4 protein-coding genes are annotated in these 24,218 nt (G+C 76.1%); all 4 read left to right on the top strand.

Going from position 1 to position 24,218, the window contains the following annotated elements; all coding sequences use genetic code 11:
- The first annotated feature begins 78 nt into the window (after positions 1-78).
- The 4 genes from IE180_RS06685 (at position 79) to IE180_RS06670 (ending at position 23,917) form a co-directional block, all read left to right on the top strand.
- Positions 79-486 carry a hypothetical protein gene (locus IE180_RS06685; RefSeq protein WP_190155842.1) on the top strand — a complete coding sequence of 136 codons (408 nt, stop codon included), beginning with the start codon at positions 79-81 and terminating at the stop codon, positions 484-486.
- Positions 487-831: 345 nt separating this feature from the next.
- Positions 832-1,050, top strand: a complete 219-nt coding sequence (locus tag IE180_RS06680) for an MbtH family protein (RefSeq protein WP_190155841.1) — start codon at positions 832-834, stop codon at positions 1,048-1,050.
- Positions 1,051-1,436: 386 nt separating this feature from the next.
- Entirely contained in the window at positions 1,437-16,232 is a 14,796-nt protein-coding gene (locus tag IE180_RS06675) for a non-ribosomal peptide synthetase (protein WP_190155840.1), read from the top strand.
- Positions 16,229-23,917, top strand: a complete 7,689-nt coding sequence (locus IE180_RS06670; RefSeq protein WP_190155839.1) for a non-ribosomal peptide synthetase — start codon at positions 16,229-16,231, stop codon at positions 23,915-23,917. The genes IE180_RS06675 and IE180_RS06670 overlap by 4 nt, the downstream gene beginning before the upstream one ends.
- Positions 23,918-24,218: the final 301 nt, after the last annotated feature.

Here is a 24,218-nt window from a genome sequence, read left to right as displayed (position 1 = left end):
GACGACGAACTCGAAGCCCACCGCTGGGCCCATCCCGAGGAGGCCTGCGAACTCCTGCTCCCGTCCGCCGTCACCCGGATGCACGCCGCCCTCAAGACCTGGAAGACCGGGATCGTCAAGCTCCTCGCCAACCGCCGGGCCACCGTCGACGACCTGGCCGACATCGCGCACCCGTCGGTGCGGCAGTTCGAACGCCGCTTCGCCCGCGCTACGGGGCTGCCGCCGGGCCGCTGGCTCACCCACCAGCGGGTCCGCACCGGCGCCGCGCTGCGGGAGTCCGCGGGCCCGCCCCGTCTCCCCGGCGTTCCAGGACGGCGGCGCGCCCGCCGAGGTTGCTTCGGCGATGGGGCGCACGCCCGGCGCACGGGAGCGCGCGGCACGCTCATGGGGCGCGGAGCGAGGGGCCGGTGGGCCGAGGCACGGCGTGGCGGAAACGCTCGGCCGATAACGGGCGGCTTCCCTGCAAAAGGAACAACCGGTGGCTGAATGTGGAAGGGGGTTTCCTGTTTTGCATATGCCCGCCGCTCGTTCCCGGCGGATCGAGCTTTCGCATCGCCCGCGAGCAGTGGGCGGATTCAAACTCTTGGTCGGCATGAATCCTTTAGTGTGAGAGGTGTGAGCGTTGTTTCCGGGGGAAGCTGGTCGGAGGCCGCGGCGCGGACTGTGAGGAGTGCGCAGGGCCGGGGGCGGCCGGCCGAATGGCCGGAACGAATGCCCCGCGCGTCCGGCGGACGTGGCACACGCACTCCTGGCAAGCAGGAAGGGCGTGGATAATCACGACGCACGCGTACGGAAACGAGCAGGAAAACATCCGAGAACAGGTAGGGGAACGTGAGTAATCCTTTCGACGACGAGTCAGGACGCTTCCTCGTCCTCGTGAACCACGAGCGTCAGTACTCGCTGTGGCCCGCACACCTCGACGTCCCCGGCGGCTGGGAACCGGCAGGGCCCGAGGGGTCACGCCAGGAGTGTCTGGACCGGATCGAGAGCGTCTGGACCGACATGCGGCCCGCCGGCCTGGTACGGGCGATGGACGCCGGCATCGGCTGACGCCCGGCCGGGAGAGGGAGGCGCCGCCCAGGTCGGGCGGCGCTTCCGGGGGCCCACGGCGACTCCCGGCGCCGGCTCCGTACGAGGGCGGATCGGTCCGCGCCGACCGGTGGGCGTTCACGACGGCTCGCGCGGCGGCGGCCGTGCCGCCGTCCCCGGACGGGCGTCCCCGCCCGTGCCCTCCTCACGTGCCGACGACGCGACCCGCGCCCGGCGCGCTTCGCCCCGCGCGTGCACGGACGTGTCCGCTCCCGCCCGCGCGCCCGTTCACCGCTCCGCGTCGCCGTACCGGACTGCCGCCCTTCCCGTGCGCGGCCGTTCGCGTTCCCTTCGCGCCTTCTTTCCCTCACCGTCCCCGAAATCTATCCCCAAAGGTGTGGACCGGCATGCAGGAAAACCTCCCCCGCCCGGACTCGAATTCCACGGAACTGCTCGAACTGACCACCGCGCAACAGGGCGTGTGGTACGGGCAGCTGATGGATCCGGACAGTCCGAAATACAACATCGGGGAATGCCTGGAGATACGTGGCGGACTCGACGAGAGATTATTCGCCGTCGCCCTCAACCGGGCGGTCCACCTCTGCGACAGCCTCCACACCGTCTTCGTGACCGTGGACGGGACGGTCCGACAGCGCGTCGACCGCCCGGCCGCCGTGCGGGACCGGCTGCACCGGGTCGATCTCACGGGCGCCGACGACCCCGTCGCCGCGGCGGAGCGGTACATGGCGGACGACATGGCCACCGTGGACCGGCTCGACGCCCCCCGGCACCATTTCGCCCTGCTGCGGCTCGGTCCCCGCCTGCACTACTGGTACGTCCGCTACCACCACATAGCCGTCGACGGTCTCGGCGGAGCCCTCTTCGCCCGGACCGTTGCGGACCTCTACACGCGGGTGACGCGTGGCGAGGACCTGGCGGCCGTGGCCCCGCCCACCGGTCCGCTGCGCGACCTCGTCGCCGACGAGGCCGCCTACCGCGCGTCCGACCGGCTCGAAGCCGACCACGCCTACTGGACCGGACGGTTCACCGACTTGACCTCCGGCCACGGCGACGGCCCCGCCGCGAGCGGAGCCGGAGCGCTCGTGCGGCGACGGACCGATGCCCCCGCGTCCGGCGCGCGCCCGGCCGCGGGCGATCTCGCCCTGCACACCGGCGAGACCCTTCCCCTCGGCGTCCTGGACGGTCTGCGGCGGCTCGGCGCGGCCGCCCGTACCACCTGGAGCGCCGTCCTCGTCGCGGCGGTCGCCGCCCACACGGCCCGCGCCACCGGCCGTCACGAGGTCTGCGTGGGGCTGGCCTCGCACGGCCGCCCCGGGGCGCTCCGGCACGTCGTCGGCATGACGTCCACGATCCTGCCGCTACGGCTGACCGTCGACCCCGCCATGTCCGTCGCCGCACTCGTCCGGGCGGTCGCCACCGAGATGCGCGGAGCCCTGCGGCACCGCAGGTTCTCCCGGGAGCAGCTGGCCCGCGAGCTGAAGCGGGCCGGCGACGCGCCGCGGCTGACCGACGTCGTCGTCAACGTCATGGGTTACGACTACGCCCTGGACTTCGCCGGCAGCCCCGCGACCTCGCGGCTGCTGTCCATCGGCCCCGTCGACGACGTGTCCCTCTTCGTCTCCGAACGGGCCGAGGGTACGGGACCGTTGGTCGGCTTCGACACCAATCCCGAGCTCTACCACCCCGACGACGTGCGGCTGCACCAGCAGGCGGCGGTGTCCTTCCTGGCGGCCCTCTCGGCCGCCGCCCCCGACACCCCGCTGAGCGCCGTGCGCTCTCTCGGGCCGGACGCCGCCGAGGCGCTGCTCGACCGGGGCCGCGGAACCGCCCTGCCCGGGGGAGTGACCGCGACGAGCCTGCCGGAGGCGTTCGCCGCCCAGGTGCGCCGCACACCCGACGCGCCCGCCGTCGTCGCCGCGGGCGCCACCCTCTCGTACCACCGGCTCGCGGGCGCCGCCGAGGACCTGGGTCGCGCCCTGACCGGCTGGGGCCTCGCCCCGGAGGACGGGGTGGGGGTGCTCCTCGGGCGTTCGGCAGCCGTGGTGGTGGCCTCGCTCGGCATCGTGGGCGCGGGCGCCGCGTACGTGCCGATGGACGCCTCCTGGCCGGCGGAACGGCTCGACCGGGTGGCCGGCATCGCCCGGGTGCGCGCCCTGGTCGTCGACGAGGAGACCGCCGCGGCGGCCTGGGTCGAGCGGGCGGCCGCCGCACTGCCGGTGCTGGTGGTCGACGCGCGGGGCGCGATCGTGCGCGGTGGCCCCGGCCGGTCGGGCGTCCTGCCCCCGGCCGTCCACTCCGACCGGCTCGCATATGTCATGTTCACCTCAGGCTCTACGGGGCTGCCGAAGGGCGTCGGCGTCCGGCACGCCGACGTGCTGGCGCTCGCGGCCGACAGTGCCTGGTCCGACGGGGCCTGCGACGCGGTCCTGATGCACTCGGCATACGTGTTCGACGCCTCCACCTTCGAGATGTGGGTGCCGCTCCTGCGCGGCGGCCGGGTGGTCGTGGCGCCCCCGGGAGTCCTGGAGGCGCGCACGCTTCGGGAGGTCACGGCCCGCGAAGGCGTCACGGCACTGTTCCTGACCACCGCCCTGTTCAACCTCCTGGCCGAGACCGACCCGGCGTCCTTCGCCGGACTGCGCCTGGTCGCGGCGGGCGGCGAGGCGGCGGCTCCGGGCCTCATGGGCCGCGTCGCGGCCGGCGCGCCCGACACCCGCGTCCTGCACGTCTACGGCCCCACCGAGACCACCACGTTCGCCGCCCGGCACCCCGTCCCCGCCGGAGCCGGCGGCGTCCCGCCCGTCGGCCGGCCCCTCGACGGCACCCGGCTGTACGTGCTCGACGCCTCCCTCGCCCTCGTGCCGCCCGGCGCGGTGGGCGAGCTGTACGTGAGCGGTGCCGGTGTGGCCCGCGGCTACCAGGGCCGCCCGGCGGCGACCGCGTCCCGCTTCGTCGCGGACCCCTACGATCCGGTCGGCGGCCGGATGTACCGCACCGGCGACCTGGTGCGCTGGACGGCGGACGGCGACGTCGAGTACGTCGGACGCGCCGACGGGCAGATCAAGCTCCGCGGCTTCCGCATCGAACCGGCCGAGACCGAGAACGTACTCCTCGGCGACCCCGCCGTCCGCGGCGCCCGGGTGCTGGTGCGCGAGGACGTCCCGGGCGACCGCCGACTGGTCGCCTACGTCGTGCCGGCGCCCGGCTCCCGCCCGGACGAGGCCGCCCTCGCCCAGCGGGTGGGCCGCGCCCTGCCCGCGTACATGGTGCCGTCCGCGTTCGTCGTCCTCGACGCCCTGCCGCTGAACGCCAACGGCAAGGTGGACCGGGCGGCGCTGCCCGCGCCCCGGATCCGCGTCACCGACACCCGGCCGCCGCGCACCCCGCACGAGGAACTCCTCGCGGGCCTCTTCGCCGATGTCCTCGCAGTGCCCGAGGTCGGCGTCGACGACGACTTCTTCGCCCTCGGCGGGCATTCGCTGCTCGCCGCCCGCCTCCTGGCCCGCGTCCGGACCGCCACCGGCGGGGAGATCGGGCTGCGGGAGCTGTTCGAGCACCCCACCGTCGCCTCCCTCGCCGGCGTCCTCGCCGCCGCCGGGACCGCCCGGCCGCCCGTCCTGCCGCGCCACCGGCCCGACCCCGTCCCCACGTCCTTCGCCCAGCGCCGGCTGTGGTTCCTCAACCGGACCGAGGAAGCGAGCGACGCCTACAACGTGCCGCTCGTCCTCGACCTCGAAGGACCCCTGGACACCGAAGCGCTGCGCGGCGCCCTGGAGGACGTGGTGGCCCGCCACGAGAGCCTGCGCACGGTGCTCGCCGACCACGACGGCGTGCCCCACCAGGTGATCCGTCCCGCCACGGCGGCCGCCTCCCTCGTCCCCCTGCCGGTCGAACGGCCGCCGGCCGGAGAACCGGCCGCGGCGTGGGCGGAGCGCACGGCGCGAGAGCTGGCCGCCGCGCCCTTCGACCTCGCCACCGACGTCGCCGTCCGCGCGCGCCTGCTCGTGACCGGCCCGGACCGGCACGTCCTGGTCCTCGTGCTGCACCACGTGGCCGCCGACGGCTGGTCGCTCGCCCCGCTCTGCCGCGACCTCGGCGCCGCCTACCGCGCCCGGACGACCGGCGACGCGCCCGATTGGCCGGAACTGCCCGTCCAGTACGCCGACTACACGCTGTGGCAGCGGGAACTGCTCGGCGACGGCGACGGCGATGGCGACGGGGATGGCGACGCGCCGGACGGTCTCGAGGCGCGCCGGCTCGACCACTGGAGGAAGGCGCTGGACGGCGCTCCCGGCCGGCTCGACCTGCCGTACGACCGGCCGCGCCCGGCGGTGCCCAGCCACCGCGGCGCCGCCGTTCCCTTCGCGCTGGACGGCGACACCTACGGGCGTCTGCGACGACTGGCCCGGGACGCGGGGTGCACCCCGTTCATGGTGCTCCAGGCCGCCCTGGCGGTGACCCTCCGGACGCACGGAGCCGGCGACGACATCCCGTTGGGCACCGCCGTGGCCGGCCGGAGCGACGAGGCCCTGGACGACCTCATCGGCTTCTTCGTCAACACGGTGGTGCTCCGCACGGACCTGTCGGGCGACCCCACCTTCCGCGACCTGCTCGCCCGGGTCGCCGCCTTCGACCTGGCGGCCTTCGACCACGCCGACCTGCCGTTCGAACGGCTGGTGGAGGAGCTGAACCCCGAGCGGTCCGGCGGCCACCATCCGCTGTTCCAGACCATGCTGGTGGTGCAGAACCAGGGGCGGGCGGAACTCGCCCTGCCCGGCATCACCGTCCGGGACCGGTCCCGGCACACCGGGATCAGCAAGTTCGACCTCACGTTCTCGCTGATCGAGGTCCCCGACAGGTCAGGGGTCGGAGCCGGAGCCGGGGACAGAACCGGGGTCGGAGCCGGGGACGGAACCGGGGTCGGAGCCGGCTCCGGGGACGGCGAGCGGAGCGGTGACGTCCGGCTGGGCGGTCACCTGGAGTACGCCACCGACCTGTTCGACGAGGCGACCGCCCGCGCCCTGGCCGAGCGGTTCGCCCGGATCCTCGCGCGGGCCGTCGACGCACCCGACCGGCACATCGGCGACCTCGACCCCCTCACGTCCGCCGAACGGACGGAGCTTCTGGACAGCGGCCGCGGCGCCCCGCTCACGCGGCCGCTCCCTCCCGTCCCGGAAGCGGTACGGGAGTGGGCCGCCCGCACGCCCGACGCGGTGGCCGTGCGCGACGGACGGACCGCCCTCACGTACGCCGGTCTTGACGCCCGCGCCGACGCCCTGGCCGCCGTCCTGCGGGCGCGCGGTGCCGGCCCGGACACCCGGGTGGCACTGGCGGTGCCCGCGTCGGTCGACACCGCGGTCGCCTTCCTCGCGGTGCTGCGGGCCGGCGCCGCCTACGTCCCGGTCGACCCCGGCTACCCGCCCGCCCGCGTCCGGCAGATGCTCGAAGACGCGCGGCCCGTCCTGCTGCTGACCGGCGACGGCGTCCCCGACGACCTGCCCGACGCGGGCGTTCCCCGGCTCCCCGTCGGCGCCGCCCTCGCGCAGGCGCCGGCCGGGGCCCGGACCGGGGCCGCGGAGACCGGCCACCGGACACCGCTTCCCGCGGAGGCCGCGTACGTCGTCTACACCTCCGGGTCCACCGGCCGCCCCAAGGGCGTGGTGGTCCCGCACGGCGCCCTGGCCGGGCACACGGACTGGCTGGCCCGCCACCTGGACCTCACCCCCGAGGACCGGGTGCTGGCGCGGACGTCGACCAGTTTCGACGCCTCGGTGTGGGAGTGGTGGCTGCCGTTGACCCGCGGCGCCCAGGTCTGTGTGCTGCCGCCCGACGCCAACCGCGATCCACGCGCCCTGGTGTCCTGGATGCGCCGCTTCGACGTCACGGTCGCCCAGTTCGTCCCCTCGCACCTGGCGCTCGTCCTCGCCGAGGAGCCGGACGCCGCCCCGCCGGCCGCCCTCCGCGCCGTCCTGTGCGGAGGCGAGGCGCTGCCGCGCGATCTCGCCGACGAGACGGCCGTACGGTGGCACGCCGAGGTCCACAACCTGTACGGGCCCACTGAGGCCACCATCGACGCGACGGCCCACCGGGTGCGCGGGCCCGAAGGCGAGGCCGCGGCCGGCAGTGGCGGGTCCGCGCCGATCGGGCGGCCCGTCGACGGCATGCGCGTCTACGTCCTCGACGACCGGCTGAGGCCCGTGCCGCCGGGCGTGACGGGCGAGCTGTACCTGTCGGGAGCCAACCTGGCCCACGGCTACCTCGACCGCCCCGGCCTCACCGCCGAGCGCTTCGTCGCCGACCCGTTCGAGGCGCCCGGCACCCGCATGTACCGCACCGGCGACCTGGTCCGCCAGGACCGCGACGGACTGCTCACCCACGTCGCCCGGGCCGACGACCAGGTCAAGCTCCGTGGCTTCCGCGTCGAACCCGGTGAGGTGGCGGCGGCGCTCCGGGCCCTGCCGGGCGTCACGGCGGCGTGCGCCGTGGTCCGCGAGGACGCGCCCGAACGGCGCCGGCTCGTCGCGTACGCCGTCACGGGCGGACCCGTGTCCGGCGCGGCCGCGTCCCGTGCGCTCGGGGCGGGCGCGCCCGGAGCGGACACGCCCGCGTCCGGTGCGCCCGCGTCCGGTGCGCCCGGGGTCGACGCCTCCGAGGGGCCCGCGCCCGTCAGCGCCGCGCTGCGCGACGTGCTCGCGCGCACGCTCCCGCACCATCTCGTGCCCGACGCGGTCGTCGTCCTCGACGCCCTCCCGCTGCTGCCCAACGGCAAGGTGGACCGGCGCGCCCTGCCCGCGCCGGCGGCCGGCTCCGGTCCGGTGCGCGGCGCGGCCGGGCCGCGCGACGCCCGCGAGGAGGTCGTCGCCGGAATCCTCGCCGACGTCCTGGAGCTCCCCGAAGTCGGTCCGCACGACGACTTCTTCGACCTGGGCGGCCACTCGCTGCTCGCCATGCGCGTGATCAGCCGCGTCCGCGCCGTGCTGGGCGCCGACCTCTCCGTACGAACCCTCTTCGAGCACCCCACCCCCGCCGGACTCGCGCGGGCGCTGGATCCCGCGGCCCGGACGCGGCCCCCGGTGACCCGTGCCGCCCGGCGGCCCGATCCGCTGCCGCTGTCCTTCGCGCAGCAGCGCCTGTGGTTCCTCAACCGGCTGGAAGGGCCGAGCTCCTCGTACAACATCCCGCTCGTCCTCGAACTGCGCGGACCGCTGGAGCCGGACGTCCTGGTCGCCGCACTGGCGGATGTCGTGGAGCGGCACGAGGCCCTGCGCACCGTGTTCCCCGAGCGGGACGGCGTCCCGCACCAGGTCGTGCTGCCCACGGCGGCCGCCGCGCCCCGCCCGGCCGTCGAGAGCACCGCGCCGGCGGACCTGGAGGCCGCCGTCCTGGCCGCGGCCCGCAAACCGTTCGACGTGCTCACCGATCCACCGCTGCGGGCCCGGCTGCTGCGGTGCGCCCCCGAACACCACGTCCTGGTCCTGGTGCTGCACCACGTCGCCGGGGACGGCTGGTCCCTCGGGCCGCTGGCCCGGCACCTCGGCGACGCCTACCGGGCCCGGCTGGCCGGGCGGGCCCCCGCGCCGGGCAGTGGTCTCCAGTACGCCGACTACGCCCTGTGGCAGCACGCGCTCCTCGGCGAGGACGGCGAGAAGGGCGGCCTGGTACGCGAGCAGCTGGACCACTGGCGCACCGCGCTCGCCGGACTGCCCGGTCTGATCGACCTGCCGCTGGACCGGCCGCGTCCGGCCGTCACCGACCCGCGCGGCGCGGTGGTCCCCTTCGACCTGCCGCCGGCCCTGCACGCCCGGCTCGTGGAGCTGGCCCGCGCGTCCGGCAGCAGTCTGTTCATGGTCCTCCAGGCGGCCGTGGCCGCCCTGCTGCACCGGCACGGCGCCGGCGACGACATCCCGCTGGGCACGCCCGTCGCCGGCCGCACGGACGAGGCGCTGGAGGACCTGGTCGGCTTCTTCGTCAACACGCTCGTGCTGCGCACCGACCTCTCCGGCAACCCGACCTTCCGCGAACTGCTGCACCGGGTCCGGGACTTCGACCTCGCCGCCTACGCCCACCAGGACGTGCCCTTCGAACGACTGGTGGAAGCCCTGAACCCGTCCCGGGCACGGGACCACCACCCGCTGTTCCAGACCATGGTGGTGCTGCAGAACCAGGTGCCCGCCCGCCCCGACCTGCCGGGCCTCGACGTCGAGGACCGGCTCGTGCACAACGGACTGAGCAAGTTCGACCTGACCTTCGCCTTCACCGAGGACCGGGCCGGCGGTGGCCTGTCCGCCGGCATCGAGTACGCCACTGCGCTGTTCGACCGAGGCACCGTCGAGGCCCTCGCGGCCCGGCTCCTCCGGCTGCTCGACCGGGTGGCCGCCGAGCCCGACCGGCCCGTGGGCGGCCACGATCTGCTGACAGCAGGCGAACACGCCCTCGTACGGCGCTGGGGCGCGGGCCGGCCCCTGCCGGCGGACGGGGACTCCGGGGACCGCACGCTGCCCGCGCTCTTCGCCCGGCAGGCCGGGCGCGCCCCGGACGCGGTGGCCGTCACCGACGGCGACACGGACCTGTCGTACGCGGAGCTCGACCGTCTCTCCGCCGGCCTCGCCGAGGCCCTCGCCGGTCTCGGCGCCGGACCCGAACGCACCGTCGGGGTCCTGCTGAGCCGGGCCCCCGCGGTGATCACCGCCTCCCTCGGCACCGTGCGCGCGGCAGCCGCCTACGTGCCGCTCGACCCGCGCTGGCCCGCGGAACGGCTGGACCGGGTCGCCGCCGTGGCGGACCTCCGCCTGCTGGTCGTCGACGAGGCCGCCCTCACCACCTCCTGGGTCACCGAGCGGGCCGGACGGATCCCCGTCCTGGTGGTGGACCGCATCGGGCGGCTGCTGCGGCAGGTGCCGGCGGGAGCGGACGACGGCGAGGACGCGGACACGGCCGACGGCCGCGCGGAGACCTCCTCCGGCGGGGCCGTCGGCCCCGGCCGCCCGGCGCAGTCCGGCCCGCCCGCCGTCGACCGCGTGCCCGGTCCGGACTCCCTCGCGTACGTCATGTTCACCTCGGGCTCCACCGGTCTGCCCAAGGGCGTGGGCGTCAGCCACGCCGACGTGGCCGCCCTCGCGGCGGACTCCGCCTGGGCGGACGGCACGGTCGACGCGGTGCTCCTGCACTCCGCGTACGTCTTCGACGCCTCCACCTTCGAGATGTGGGCGCCGCTGCTGGGCGGCGGACGCGTCGTCGTCGCCCCCGACGGGGTCCTGGAGGCCCACACCCTCCAAGAGGCCGTCCGCCGGCACGGGGTGACCGCCGTGTTCCTGACGACCGCGCTGTTCAACGTGATCGCCGAGACCGGAGCGGACGCCTACGCCGGGCTGCGCCTGGTGTGCGCGGGCGGCGAACTCGCCTCGCCCGACGCCATGCAGCGGGTCGCCGCCCACGCACCCGGCACGCGGGTCCTGCACGTCTACGGCCCCACCGAGACCACCACCTTCGCCACCCGCCACCTCGTCACCGCCGAGCTTCCGGCCGGCCCGCCGCCGATCGGCCGCCCCCTGGACGGCATGCGGGTCCAGGTCCTCGACGAGGCGCTGAACCCGGTGCCGCCCGGAGTGGTCGGAGAGCTCTACCTGGCGGGGCACGGCGTCGCCCGTGGCTACACGGGCCGCCCCGGGGCGACCGCCGCGCGGTTCGTCGCCGACCCGTCCGATCCGGCCGGTGGGCGGATGTACCGCACCGGCGACCTCGTGCGCTGGACGCCCCACGGACACCTCGCCTACGTCGGACGCGCCGACGGACAGGTCAAGCTGCGCGGCTACCGCATCGAACTCGGTGAGATCGAGAGCGTCCTCGCGGGCCGCGCCGAAGTGGCGGACGCCTTCGCCCTGGTGCGCGAGGACGTGCCCGGCGACCGGCGGCTCGTCGCGTACGTGGTGCCGAACGCCGGCGCCCGTCCCGATCCCGCCGAACTGGCCCGCGCCGTCGGACGGGTGCTCCCCGTGTACATGGTGCCCGCCGCGGTGGTGCCGCTGGAGGCGCTGCCGCTGAACCCGAACGGGAAGGTGGACCGCGCGGCGCTGCCCCTGCCCGCGTACGACGCCCCGGGGCCCGGCCGGGCCCCGCGCACCGCCCGCGAGGAGATCGTCCGCGGCCTGTTCGCCGCTCTCCTCGGCCGGGGGAGCGTGGGCCCGGACGACGACTTCTTCGCGCTGGGCGGGCACTCCCTGCTCGCCACCCGGCTCGCGGCCCGGCTGCGCACCGCCCTCGGCGTGGAGGCGGAGGTCCGGCTCGTCTTCGAGCATCCGACCCCGGCCGCGCTCGCGGCCGCGCTGGAGGGAGCCGGGACCGCCCGGCCCCGGCCGACGCGGGTGGAACGGCGGCCCGATCCGCTGCCGCCGTCCCCGGCGCAGCAGCGCCTGTGGTTCCTCAACCGCTTCGAAGGACCCTCGGCCACGTACAACGTCCCCCTGGTGCTGCGGCTGGACGGCCCGCTCGACACCGAGGCCCTCGCCCGCGCCCTCGCGGACGTGGTGGAGCGCCACGAAAGCCTGCGCACCGTGTTCCCCGACAGCGGGGGCGTGCCCCGGCAGCTGGTGCTGGACACGGCGGGCGCCGACCTCGACCTCACGCCGCGGGACGTCGCACCGGACCGCCTCGACGCCGTGCTGACCGCCGAGACCGCGTACGCCTTCGACGTGAGCACCGAACGGCCCGTACGGGCCCGGCTGCTGCGCCTCGCACCCGAGTCCCATGTCCTGATGCTGCTCGTGCACCACATCGCGGGCGACGGCTGGTCGCTGGCGCCGCTCGCCCGCGACCTCGGCCGGGCCTACCGGGCGCGGACGGCCGACGAGGAACCCGGCTGGACCGCCCTTCCCGTCCAGTACGCGGACTACACCCTGTGGCAGCGCGCGCTCCTCGGTGACGAGGACGATCCGGCCGGTACGGCGGCCCGGCAGCTGGAGTTCTGGAAGACCGCCCTCGACGGGCTGCCCGATCTACTGGACCTGCCGTGGGACCGGCCGCGGCCCGCGGTCGCCACCCACCGGGGCGACGCCTTCGCCTTCCCGGTGGACGCCGCCACGCACCGGGCGCTGGCCGATCTGGCCCGGGCCCGCGGGTGCAGCCTCTTCATGGTGCTCCAGGCCGGGCTGGCGGTGCTGCTGGCCGCACACGGCGCGGGCGAGGACATCCCGCTCGGCACGCCCGTCGCGGGCCGCACCGACGAGGCCCTGGACGACCTGGTCGGCTTCTTCGTCAACACCCTGGTCCTGCGCACCGATCTGAGCGGAAACCCCGCCTTCACCGAGGTCCTCGACCGGGTGCGGGACTTCGACCTGGCGGCGTACGCGCACCAGGACGTGCCGTTCGAGCGGCTGGTCGACGCGCTGGACCCGGCCCGGGTGCAGAACCGCCACCCGCTGTTCCAGACCATGCTGGTGCTCCAGAACCAGGCCGAGGCGTCCGTCGAGCTGCCCGGTCTCACCGTCCGCGACGTGCCGGTGCGCACCGGCATCAGCAAGTTCGACCTCACGTTCACGTTCACGGAGCGCCGGGACGAGACGGGACGGCCCGACGGCCTCGACGGCGTCCTCGAGTTCTCCACCGACCTGTTCGACCCCACCACCGCGCAGGCGCTGGCGGCGCGGCTGAGCCGGCTGCTCGGCACGCTCGCCGCCGATCCCGGCCGCCGCGTCCGGGACGTGCCGGTCCTGACGGCCGACGAGCGGACGGAGCTGCTCCGGGCCGGCCACGGCCCCGAACGGCCGCTGCCCGCCCGGACCCTGCCCGAGGCGTTCCGCGCGCAGCGCGACCGCACCCCCGGTGCCGTCGCCGTCCGGACGGCCGAGCGGGACCTGACCTTCGCGGAACTCGACCGGCTGTCCGACGGGCTGGCCCGTGAGCTGCGGGCCCGCGCCGTGGGACGCGGGGACGTGGTGGCCCTCGCGCTGCCGGGCACCGCCGCCCAGGTCGTGGCGATGCTGGCCGTGGCCAAGGCGGGAGCGGTCTGGCTCCCGGTCGACCCGGAATATCCGGCGGCCCGCCTCGCCCTCGTCCTGGCCGACGCCCGCCCCGTCCTGCTGGTCGCGCCCGAGGCGCGCCCGTTCACCTGGCCGGAGCCGGCGCCGGCGGTCCCGGTGCTCCTTGTCGGAGCGGCCGGGGAACCGGTGAGGAGGACGGCGCCCGCTGCCGTGGTGGCCGAGGCAGCCGGCGCCGTGACCGCCGCGGACGGCCCGCACCCCCTCGACGCCGCGTACGTGCTCCACACCTCCGGTTCCACCGGCCGCCCGAAGGGCGTCGTCGTCACCCATGCCGCCCTCACCAACCACATGGCCTGGCTGGCGGACCACCTCGCGCTCACCGGTGCGGACCGGATCCTCGCCCGCACCTCGCCGAGCTTCGACGCCTCCGTGTGGGAGACCTGGCTGCCGCTGCTGCACGGCGGCGCCACCTGCCCCGTACCGCCGGCCCTCCACCAGGACCCGGCGGAGCTGCTGGCCCGGATGCGGCAGGCGGGAGTGACCGTCGCCCAGTTCGTACCGTCGCTGCTCTCCCTCGTCCTCACCGAGACCGAGGGCCAGGAGCCGCCGGCCGAGCTGCGCGCCGTCCTGTGCGGCGGCGAGCCGCTCACCGCCGCGCTGGCCGAACGGGCCGCCCGCACATGGGGCGTGGAGGTGCACAACCTGTACGGGCCGACCGAGGCGACCATCGACGCCACCGGCCACCGCGTGTGCGGCCCCGACGGCGCGGGCGCATCCGCCGGCGACGCGTCCGTGCCGATCGGCCGGACCGTCGACAACCTCCGCGCCCACGTCCTCGACACGGCGCTCCGGCCCGTGCCGCCGGGCGTGACGGGCGAGCTGCACCTGGCGGGGGAGGGCCTGGCCCGCGGCTACCTGAACCTCCCCGGGCTCACGGCCGGCCGGTTCGTCGCCGACCCCTTCGGACCCGCCGGCGCGCGCATGTACCGTACGGGCGACCTCGTCCGGCAGCGGGCCGACGGGCTGCTGCGGTACGTGGCCCGCGCCGACGACCAGGTCAAGCTGCACGGCCTGCGCATCGAGCCGGGCGAGATCGAGGCCGCGCTCGCCGGCCTCGACGGCGTCGGCGCCGCCTGTGTGCTCGTCCGCGAGGACCGCCCGGGCGAGCAGCGACTCATCGCCTACCTCGCGGCCGGCCCCGGCGGCGCCACAGCGGACGACGCCACGCTGCGCGAGCGGCTGACGGCGCTGCTGCCGGCCTTCATGGTGCCCGCCGTCTTCGTCCGCATGGACGCGCTGCCGCTGCTGCCCAACGGCAAGACGGACCGGCGGGCCCTGCCCGCCCCGGCCGGGCCGGAGGGCGGCCGTGCGGGCGACGGGACGCCGCGCACCGCGCGGGAGCGGATCCTGTGCGACCTGTACGGGGCCGTGCTGCGCGGCCCGGCGGCCCGGCGCGACGACGACTTCTTCGCGCTCGGCGGCGACAGCATCCTGTCCATCCAGCTGGTCAGCCGGGCGCGCGAGAAGGGCCTCGGCATCACCCCCAAGGACGTCTTCCTGCACCGTACGCCCGAGGCGGTCGCCGCGGCGGCCACCGAGCTCGACGAACAGGCCCCCGCACCGGCCGACGACGGCGTGGGCACCCTGCCGCCCACTCCCATCGCGGCCTGGTTCCTCCACCGGCCCGGTCCCACCGACGGCTACCACCAGTCCGGAGTGCTGCGCACGCCCCTCGGCGCCGCGCAGGACGACCTCGTCGCCGCGCTCCAGCTGCTCGTCGACCACCACGACACGCTGCGGCTGCGCGTCGGCCGCGCGGCGGGCGGCGGGACGGTGCCGGAAACGCTGCCGCGGGGCGCGGTCGACGTCGGTGCGCGCTTCACGCGGATCGACGTCGCCGGACTGGACGCGGAACGCGTCCGGGCCGCCCTCGCCGAGGCGGGGGAGCGGGCACGGGACCGGCTGCGGCCCGCGCACGGCCGGGTGTTCGAGGCTGTGTGGGCGGACGCCGGCCCGCGTGCGCGCGGACGGCTGCTGCTGCTCGTCCACCATCTCGCGGTCGACGCCGTGTCCTGGCGGATCCTCGCCGAGGACCTGGCGACGGCCTGGAGCGCCACGACCGGCTCACGGCCCGCCGGCACGGACCGCGCCGCCCCCGCCACTGCCGCCCTGCCGCCGGTCCGCACCTCCTACCGGGGCTGGGCGAGACTCCTCGCCACGCAGGGCCAGGACGGCACCCGCGCGGCCGAACTGCCGCTGTGGGAGGACATGTCGGCGGGCACGGTGCCACCGCTCGGGCGCCGGCCGCTCGACCCGGAACGGGACACCGCCGGCCGCTGTCGCACCCTCACCACCCGCCTGGACGCCACCTGGACCCAGCCGCTGCTCACCACCGCCCCCCGGGCCTTCCACGCCGGAGTGGACGACGTCCTGCTCACCGCACTGGCCCTGGCCGTCCGCAGCCGGCGCGACCGACCCGCCGCCGGCGCACTCGGCGCGCCCGGTCCCGAGGACGCCGGTGTGCGGATCGACCTGGAGAGCCACGGCCGCGAGCAGATCGCCGGGAACGTCGACCTGTCCCGGACGGTCGGCTGGTTCACCAGCCTGTATCCGGTGCTGCTGGACCCCGGGCCGCTCGACCCGCGGGACCCCGGCCGCTTCGACGGCGGGCTGGTGGACCGGGCCGTCAAGCGGGTCAAGGAGCAGCTGCGGGCCGTGCCGGACCACGGCATCGGATACGGCGTGCTGCGGTGGCTCGACCCCGTGGCCCGCGTCCGTCTCCAGGAGGCCGAGCCCCCCGAGATCGGCTTCAACTACCTGGGGCGGTACCCCGCCCCCGCACGACATGCCGGCCCGGACGGCGGCCCCGGTGGCGACGCGAGCGACTGGGAGGTGCTGCTGGACGGCGGGGCGCCCGCCGTCCAGGACCCCGGCATGCCCGTCCACCACGTCCTCGACGTCAACGCCCACACGGAGGACCGGCCCGGCGGACCGTGCCTCGTGACGCGCTGGACCTGGCCCGCGGAACTGCTCCCCGAGACGGAGGTCACGGCGCTCGCCGAGGCGTTCGGCCGGGCCCTGCGGGCGATCGCCGAACACGCCGAACAGCCCGACGCGGGCGGCTGGACGCCGTCCGACCTTCCCCTGGTCTCCCTCGACCAGGCCCAGATCGACCGACTGAAGACCAAGTGGGGTGGACGCAAGTGACCGGGTTCCAGCTGGAGGACGTACTGCCGCTGACGCCGCTGCAGGAGGGCATGCTCTTCCACGCCCTGTACGACTCCGCGGCCGTGGACGTCTACACCACGCAGTTCGTCTTCGCGCTCGAAGGCACCGTGGACCTGCCGGCCCTGCGCGCGGCCGTGGCGGCCCTGCTGCGCCGGCACGCCAACCTGCGGGCCGGTTTCCTCCACGAGGAGCTGGACCAGCCGGTGCAGGTGGTGGCCGCCGAGGTGTCCGTGCCGCTGACGGAGCACGACCTGACCCCGCCGCCCGGCATCGGCCTCGCCCCCGGCGCCGGCACGGCCGAGGACCGCCTCCAGGACTTCCTCGCCGAGGACCGCCTGCGCCGCTTCGACCTGACCGCGCCGCCACTGATGCGTTTCGCCCTGCTGCGCACCGGCCCGGCCCGGTACCGGCTGGTGATGACGTGCCATCACATCCTCCTCGACGGCTGGTCGATGCCGCTGCTGGTACGTGAGCTGTTCACGCTGTACGCCCACCGGGGCGACGATGCCGCCCTGCCCAGGACCACCCCGTACCGCGACTATCTGGCCTGGCTGGCCGGACAGGACCGGACGGCCGCGCTGGACGTCTGGCGCACCGCCCTCGCCGGGGTGGAGGCGCCGACGCTGCTCGCCGGGCGCGGCGGGCCGGCGGCCGCCCGGCCGGACCCGCGGGACCCCGCCGGGCGAGGGGACACGGAGGACTCGCGGCCCGGGGGCGCCGCGCTGCCGGAGACGCTGGTCCTGGAGCTCGACGAGGCCGTCACCCGGCGGTTACGGGCCACCGCCCGCGACCACCGGCTCACCCTGAACACCCTGCTGCAGGGCGCCTGGGGGCTGCTCCTCGCCCGGCTCACCGGACGTACCGACGTGGTGTTCGGCACGACCGTGTCCGGCCGCCCGCCGGAGCTGCCCGGGGCCGAGTCGATGGTGGGCCTGTTCATCAACACCGTCCCGGTCCGGGTCAGGACGCTGCCCGGCGAGACCACGGGGGAGCTGCTGGCCCGGCTCCAGGACGAACAGGGGCGGCTGCTCGGCAGCCAGTTCGTGGGGCTGACCGAGCTGCGCGAGGTCACCGATCTGGACGAACTCTTCGACAGCCTGCTCGTGTTCGAGAACTACCCGCTGGACGCGGAGGCCCTGAGCACCGCCCGGCAGGGGCTGCCCGGTCTCACCGTCACCGGAGTCGAGGGGACGGACGCGGCGCACTACCCGCTCACCCTGACCGTCGCACCCGGTGACCGGCTACGGGTCACGTTCGGCTTCCGGGCCGCCGTCCTGGACCGGACCGGGGTGGCCCGCATCGTCGAGCGGCTGCGCCGGCTGCTGGTCACCCTGTCCGAGGGCGGCCTGGACCGGCCGGCGGACACCCTGTCGGTCCTGCTGGACGGGGAACGGCAGGAGCTCCTGACACGCGGGCGCGGCGCCGCGCTCCCGCCCGCCTGGGCCACCACCGACCTGGCGGCGGCCGTCGCCCGGCAGGCCGCCGGGCACCCGGACGCGGTGGCGGTGTCCGGCGGCGGCGAGCGGCTGACGTACGCGGAACTCTGCCGCCTCGCCGACGCGGTGGCCGGCACCCTGACCGGCCTCGGCGTGGCCGCCGAGGAAGGCGTGGGCATCCTCCTGGGCCGCTCGGCCGCCCAGGTCACCGCCGCACTGGGGGTGCTGCGGGCCGGCGCCGCCTATGTGCCGCTCGACCCCCGCTGGCCCGCCGAACGGCTGGCCCGGGTGGCCGCCGTCGCCGCGCCACGGCTGCTGATCGTCGACGAGGCCACCCGGACGCATCCCTGGCTGCGGGAGCTGGGGGCCGAGGTGCGGGTGGTGACCGTGGACGGCGCGGGGCGGGTCCGGGACGGCGCGGCCGCCCCGGGTCCACTGCCCGCGCCCGCCGGCGGCGCCCGTCTCGCGTACGTGATGTTCACCTCCGGATCGACCGGGCTGCCCAAGGCCGTCGGCGTCTGCCACCGCGACGTGGCGGCACTCGCGGCGGACCGGACGTGGGACGACGGTGTCGCGGACGTGGTGCTGCTGCACTCGGCGTACGTCTTCGACGCGGCCACCTTCGAGATGTGGGTGCCGCTGCTGCGCGGTGGGCGGATCGTGGTGGCGCCGGAGGGGACACTGCAGCCGGCGGTGCTCCGGGACCTGGTGGACCGTGAGGGCGTGACGGCGGCGTTCCTCACCACGGCCCTGTTCAACGTGTTCGCCGAGACCGATCCCGACGCCCTGGGCACACTGCGGCTGGCCGCCGCGGGCGGCGAGGCCGCCGCTCCCGGCGTGCTGCAACGCCTCGCGGCCGCCTGCCCGGACACCCGGGTGCTCAACGCGTACGGACCCACCGAGGCCACCACCTTCGCCACGCTGCACCGGGTGCGGCCGGACGACGTCCCGGGCGGGGTGCCGCCGATCGGCCGCCCGCTCGACGGCACGCGCGTCCTCGTCCTGGACGCCGCGCTGCGCCCCGTACCGGTGGGAGCCGAAGGGGAGTTGTACCTGGCCGGCCCGGGAGTGGCGCGCGGGTACCTGGGCCGGCCGGGGCAGACGGCGGCCGGGTTCGTCGCCGACCCCACGGACCCCTCCGGCGGGCGGATGTACCGGACCGGCGACCTGGTGCGCTGGAGCGGTGACGGGCGCCTGGTGTACGTGGCGCGCGCCGACCAGCAGATCAAGCTGCGGGGCCACCGCATCGAGCCCGGCGAGATCGAGGCGGTGCTGCGCGACCACCCGTCGGTGCGGTCCGCGTGCGTCCTGGTCCGCGAGGACCTGCCCGGCGACCGGACGCTCACGGCCTACGTCGTACCGGCCGCCGGCCGCACGGCCGACCCGGGCGTCCTCACCGCGCACGTGGGCCGCCGGCTCCCCGCGTACATGGTTCCCTCGGTCGTACAGCCGCTGGCGGCGCTGCCGTTGACGCCGAACGGCAAGCTCGACCGGACGGCGCTGCCGCTGCCCGAGGCGCCGTCCGGCGCACGGGGCCGGGCGCCGCGCGGGGCCCGGGAAGAGATCCTCGCGGGCCTGTTCGCCGATGTCCTCGGCGTGCCGCGGGTCACCGCCGACGACAACTTCTTCGCCCTGGGCGGGCACTCCCTGCTGGCGACCTTGCTGGTGGGACGGATCCGGGCGCTCCTGGACACGGAGGTGGAGATCCGCACCCTGTTCGAGAACCCGACGGTCGCCGCGCTCGCCGCCGCGCTCGAAGGAGCGGGGCGGCCGGCCCGGCCGCCCCTGACGCCCCGGCGCCACCCGGACGCGCTGCCGCTGTCGTACGCCCAGCGCCGCCTGTGGTTCCTGCACCGGCTCGACGGCCCGTCCGCGACCTACAACATCCCCTTCGCGGTGCGGCTCGACGGGTCCCTCGACCCGGAGGCCCTGCGGCGGGCCCTCACCGACGTCGTCGACCGGCACGCGGCGCTGCGCACCGTCTTCCCGGCCGGCGCCGAAGGCCCGGTGCAGCAGGTCCTCGCGGCCGGGGAGGCGCACCCGCCGTTCCTCCTCGACACCGTCGACGAGGACAAGCTGGCGGACCGCATCGCCGCCACGTCCGCCGAACCCCTCGACATCGAACGGACGCTGCCGCTGCGGGCGACGCTGCTGCGGATCACCGACGCGTCCCACGTCCTCGTCCTCGTCGTGCACCACATCGCCGCCGACGGCTCCTCGCTGGCACCGCTCGCCCGCGACCTCGGGGCCGCCTACCGGGCCCGCGTCACCGGCACGGCGCCCACCTGGGCACCCCTGCCGGCCGACTACGGCGACTACACCCTGTGGCAGCACGAACTGCTCGGCGACGAGCACGACCCCGACAGCCTGATGGCGCAACAACTCTCCTTCTGGAAGCAGGCATTGGGCGACCTGCCGGAGCAGATCGAACTGCCCTGGGACCGGCCCCGGCCCGCAGTGCCCCGCCACCACGGCGCCACCCACTCCTTCGCACTGGACGCGGCGACCGCCCGCGGGATCACCGGCCTCGCCCGGGCCCGGGGGTGCAGCGTCTTCATGGTGCTGCAGGCCGCGCTGTCGCTGCTGCTCTCCCGGCACGGAGCCGGCGACGACATCCCGCTGGGCACCGCCGTCGCGGGCCGCACCGACGAGGCCACGACCGACCTGGTCGGCTTCTTCGTGAACACCCTGGTGCTGCGGACCGACCTCAGCGGCGACCCGACCTTCACCGAACTCCTCGAGCGCGTCCGCGACTTCGACCTGGGCGCGTACGCCCACCAGGACGTGCCGTTCGAGCGCCTGGTGGAACTCCTCAACCCGGCACGGTCACAGCACCGCCACCCCCTGTTCCAGACCATGCTGGTGCTCCAGAACCACACCCCGGCCGCGCCCGTCGACCTCCCGGGACTCACCGCGCACGCGCTGCCCGCCGACCTCGGGGTCAGCAAGTTCGACCTGTCGTTCACCTTCACCGAGTCGTACGCCCCCGACGGAACGCCCGACGTCCTGCACGCCTCGGTCGACTACGCGAAGGAGCTGTTCGACGCGGAGACCGTGCGGGCCCTGGCGGAGCGGCTGCGACGGCTGATCGGCGCCGTCGTCGCCGATCCCGGGCTGCCGCTCCACGCCTACGACGTCCTCGGCGCCGAAGAGCGCACGCGGCTCGCCCGATGGGAGACGGGCCCGGTGCGGGAAACGCCGGGGCGCAGCCTGCCGGAGCTCTTCGCGCACCAGGTGCGGCGCGCCCCCGACGCCCCCGCCGTCCGCGACGCCACGACGACACTGACCTACCGCGAGCTGGACGCCCGCGCCGACGCCCTCGCCCGCCGGCTGGCCGCGCGCGGCATCGGACCCGAGGACCGGGTCGCCGTGGCGCTGCCGCGCGACCGCGAGCTGGTCGTCGCCCTGCTCGCGGTGATGAAGGCGGGAGCGGCCTACCTGCCGCTGGACCCGGACTATCCGGCGGAGCGCCTGGCCCACATGCTCACCGACGCCGCGCCCCGCCTGCTCCTGACCACCCCCCGCCTGCACACCGCGCTGCCGGAAACACCCGCGCCGCACCTGTACCCCGGAGCGGACGAGGAGGGCGACGGATCCCCGACGCCGACCACGGCCGGCGGCCGGCCGAACGGACCGGACGGCGAGCACCGCGGCGAGACCCCGGACCCCGCCCACCCCGCGTACGTCATCTACACCTCGGGCTCCACCGGCCGGCCCAAGGGCGTCGTCGTCACCCACCGCGGTGTGGAGGCGATGGCCCGGACGCAGGCACGGCGGCTGCGCGTCACGCCGGAGAGCCGGGTGCTGCACCTGGCGTCGATCAGCTTCGACGCGGCCTTCTGGGAACTGTGCATGGCCCTGCTGTCAGGGGCCTGCCTGGAGATCGACGAGCGCGACGTGCTGCTGCCCGGCCCGGCCCTCGCCGCGCGGGTCCGCGAGCACGCCATCACGCACCTGACCCTGCCGCCCGCCGCCCTGGCCGTGATGCCGCCGGACTCGCTGCCCGCCGGGACCACGATCGTGCTGGCGGGCGAGGCGTGCCCGCCGGCACTGGTGCGCACGTGGGCGGAGGACCGCTTCCTGGTCAACGCCTACGGGCCGACGGAGACCACCGTGTGCGCCACGATGAGCGGCTTCCTGCCCGCGCGGGGACCCCACGCACCGGACCGTACCGTCCCCATCGGGGTGCCCGTCGACGGCACCCGGGTCCGCGTCCTCGACGACCGGCTGCGGCCCGTGCCCCCCGGCGTGACCGGCGAGTTGTACGTCTCGGGCGAGGGAGTGGCCCGCGGCTACCACGGCCGGCCGGGACTGACGGCGTCCCGCTTCGTGGCCGACCCCGCCGACCCGGCCGGCGGCCGCATGTACCGCACCGGCGACCTGGTCCGGTGGACCCGCGGCGGACAGATCGAGTACGTCGGCCGGGCGGACGACCAGGTCAAACTGCGCGGCTTCCGGATCGAGCTGGGGGAGGTCGAGGCGGCGCTGGCCGCGCTGCCCGGGGTGGCGGCGGCCTGCGCGACGGTCCGGGAGGACCGGCCGGGCGACCGGAGGCTGGTCGCGTACACGGTGGCGGCGCCCGGCACGGCGGGCCCGGACGGCGCCGAGGTGCGCTCCCGGCTCGCCGCCGTACTGCCCGCGCACATGGTGCCCTCCGCCCACGTGCCACTCGCCGCCCTGCCGCTGACCCCCAACGGCAAGACCGACCGCCGGGCCCTGCCCGCACCGGGCACCGCCCCCGGCAACGGCCCGGACGCCGACGGCCGCGAGCCGCGCACGGCGCGCGAACGGCAGGTGTGCGCCGTGTTCGCGGAAACGCTGGGGATGGCGCGCGTGGGCGTCGACGACGACTTCTTCGCACTCGGCGGACACTCGCTGCTCGCCGTGACGCTCGCGCAGCGGATCGAGGAGCGGTGCGGTAGGCGCCTGTCGCTGCGGGCCCTGTTCGCCGCCCCGACGCCCGAGGGCGTGGCCGCGCTGCTGGCCGCTCCGGCGGACGCCGCGGCGGCCGTGCCGGAACCGGTGGATCTGACGGCCGAGGTGCGGCTCGCCGCCGACATCACCGGCGCCGGCCGTGCGGTGGACGGGGCGGACGCCGCCCGACGGCCGTCCCGGCCGTCCCCCCGGCCGCTGCTGACCGGAGCGTCCGGCTTCCTCGGGGCCTTCCTCCTGCGCGACCTCATCGAGGCGACGGACGGCCCGGTCGACTGCCTGGTCCGCGCCACCGGCGAACGGGAGGCGGGAGAGCGGCTGCGGGCCAACCTGGAGCGGTACGGACTGTGGCGGGAGCGCTACGAGCACCTGGTCCGGCCCGTGCCCGGCGATCTGGCGGCCCCCGGCCTCGGGCTCGCACCGGAGACCCGGTCCGCCCTGGTGCGCCGCCTGGGCCCGGTGCTGCACAACGGCGCCTCGGTCAACTTCGCCGCCGGGTACGGCGACCTGCGGGCGGCCAACGTCTCCGGCACCGAGGAACTGCTGCGCCTGCTCGCCGACTCCGACGCCCCGGGCCTGCACTACGTGTCGACGACGAGCGTGTACGCGCCGGCCGGCGCCCCGGCCACCGTCACCGAGTCGACGCCCACCGGACCGGCGGACCGCCTCCCCGACGGGTACGCGCGGAGCAAATGGGTGGCCGAGGGCCTGGTGGGGCTGGCGCGGGAACGGGGCCTGCCGGTGACCGTCCACCGCCCCGCCCGGATCAGCGGCGACACGGCCACCGGGGCCTGCCAGGACCGCGACCTGCTGTGGCGTCTGATCAAGGGCTGCCTCCAGGCGGAGGCGGTGCCGGACCTGCCGCCCGGCTCGACGGACTGGGTGCCGGTGGACTACGTCAGCGCCGCGGTGGTGGCCCTGGCGACGACCGTTCCAGCCGGGAAGGGCCGGGGGCCGGACGCGTACCACCTGACCCACCCGGACGCGCCGGGCCTGGACCGGGTGTTCGCCGCGGCGCGGAGCATGGGGTACGCGCTCAGGACGGTGCCGGCGCAGGAGTGGACGTCCCTCGTGGCGGCCCGTCACGACAACGCCGCCCAGCTGTTCCTCGGCGCCGGCCACCTCACCGCGCACGGCGCTCCCCGGCGCTTCGACTCCCGCGCCTCGGCCACGGCCCTCGCGGACCTCGGGGTCGACCTGCCGCCCCTGACGGACGAGGTGCTGCTCCGCTATCTGACGTACTTCGGGAAGACGGGCTTCCTGCCCGCTCCCGGCGGCACGCGGGGCGGCGCGTAGCGGGGCGGGGGAGAGGGGGATGCGGCACGGCGTCCGCATCCCCCTCCCGCACGCGCCGCGCGGAGCGTCAGCGCCGCTCGGAGAGGTCGCGCTCCGCCGACCGGCCCGTCACCGACCCCGTCCCCGGGCGGGCCGGCGTCACGGAGCGGACGCTCGGCGAGGCACCCGTGACCGGCCGCTCGCAGCAGAACACCGCCTCCAGGGAGCCCGCCCGGCGCCGTGCTCGCCGCGCCGTGGTCGGAGGTGTTCGCGAGCGCCGAGAGGCTGCGCCGGCCGTCGCACGTCGCGAAGGCGTACGTAC

It is taken from the genome of Streptomyces litmocidini (genome assembly GCF_014649755.1).
GTDB lineage: Bacteria > Actinomycetota > Actinomycetes > Streptomycetales > Streptomycetaceae > Streptomyces > Streptomyces litmocidini.
This window is presented reverse-complemented; position numbering and strand designations above follow the sequence as displayed.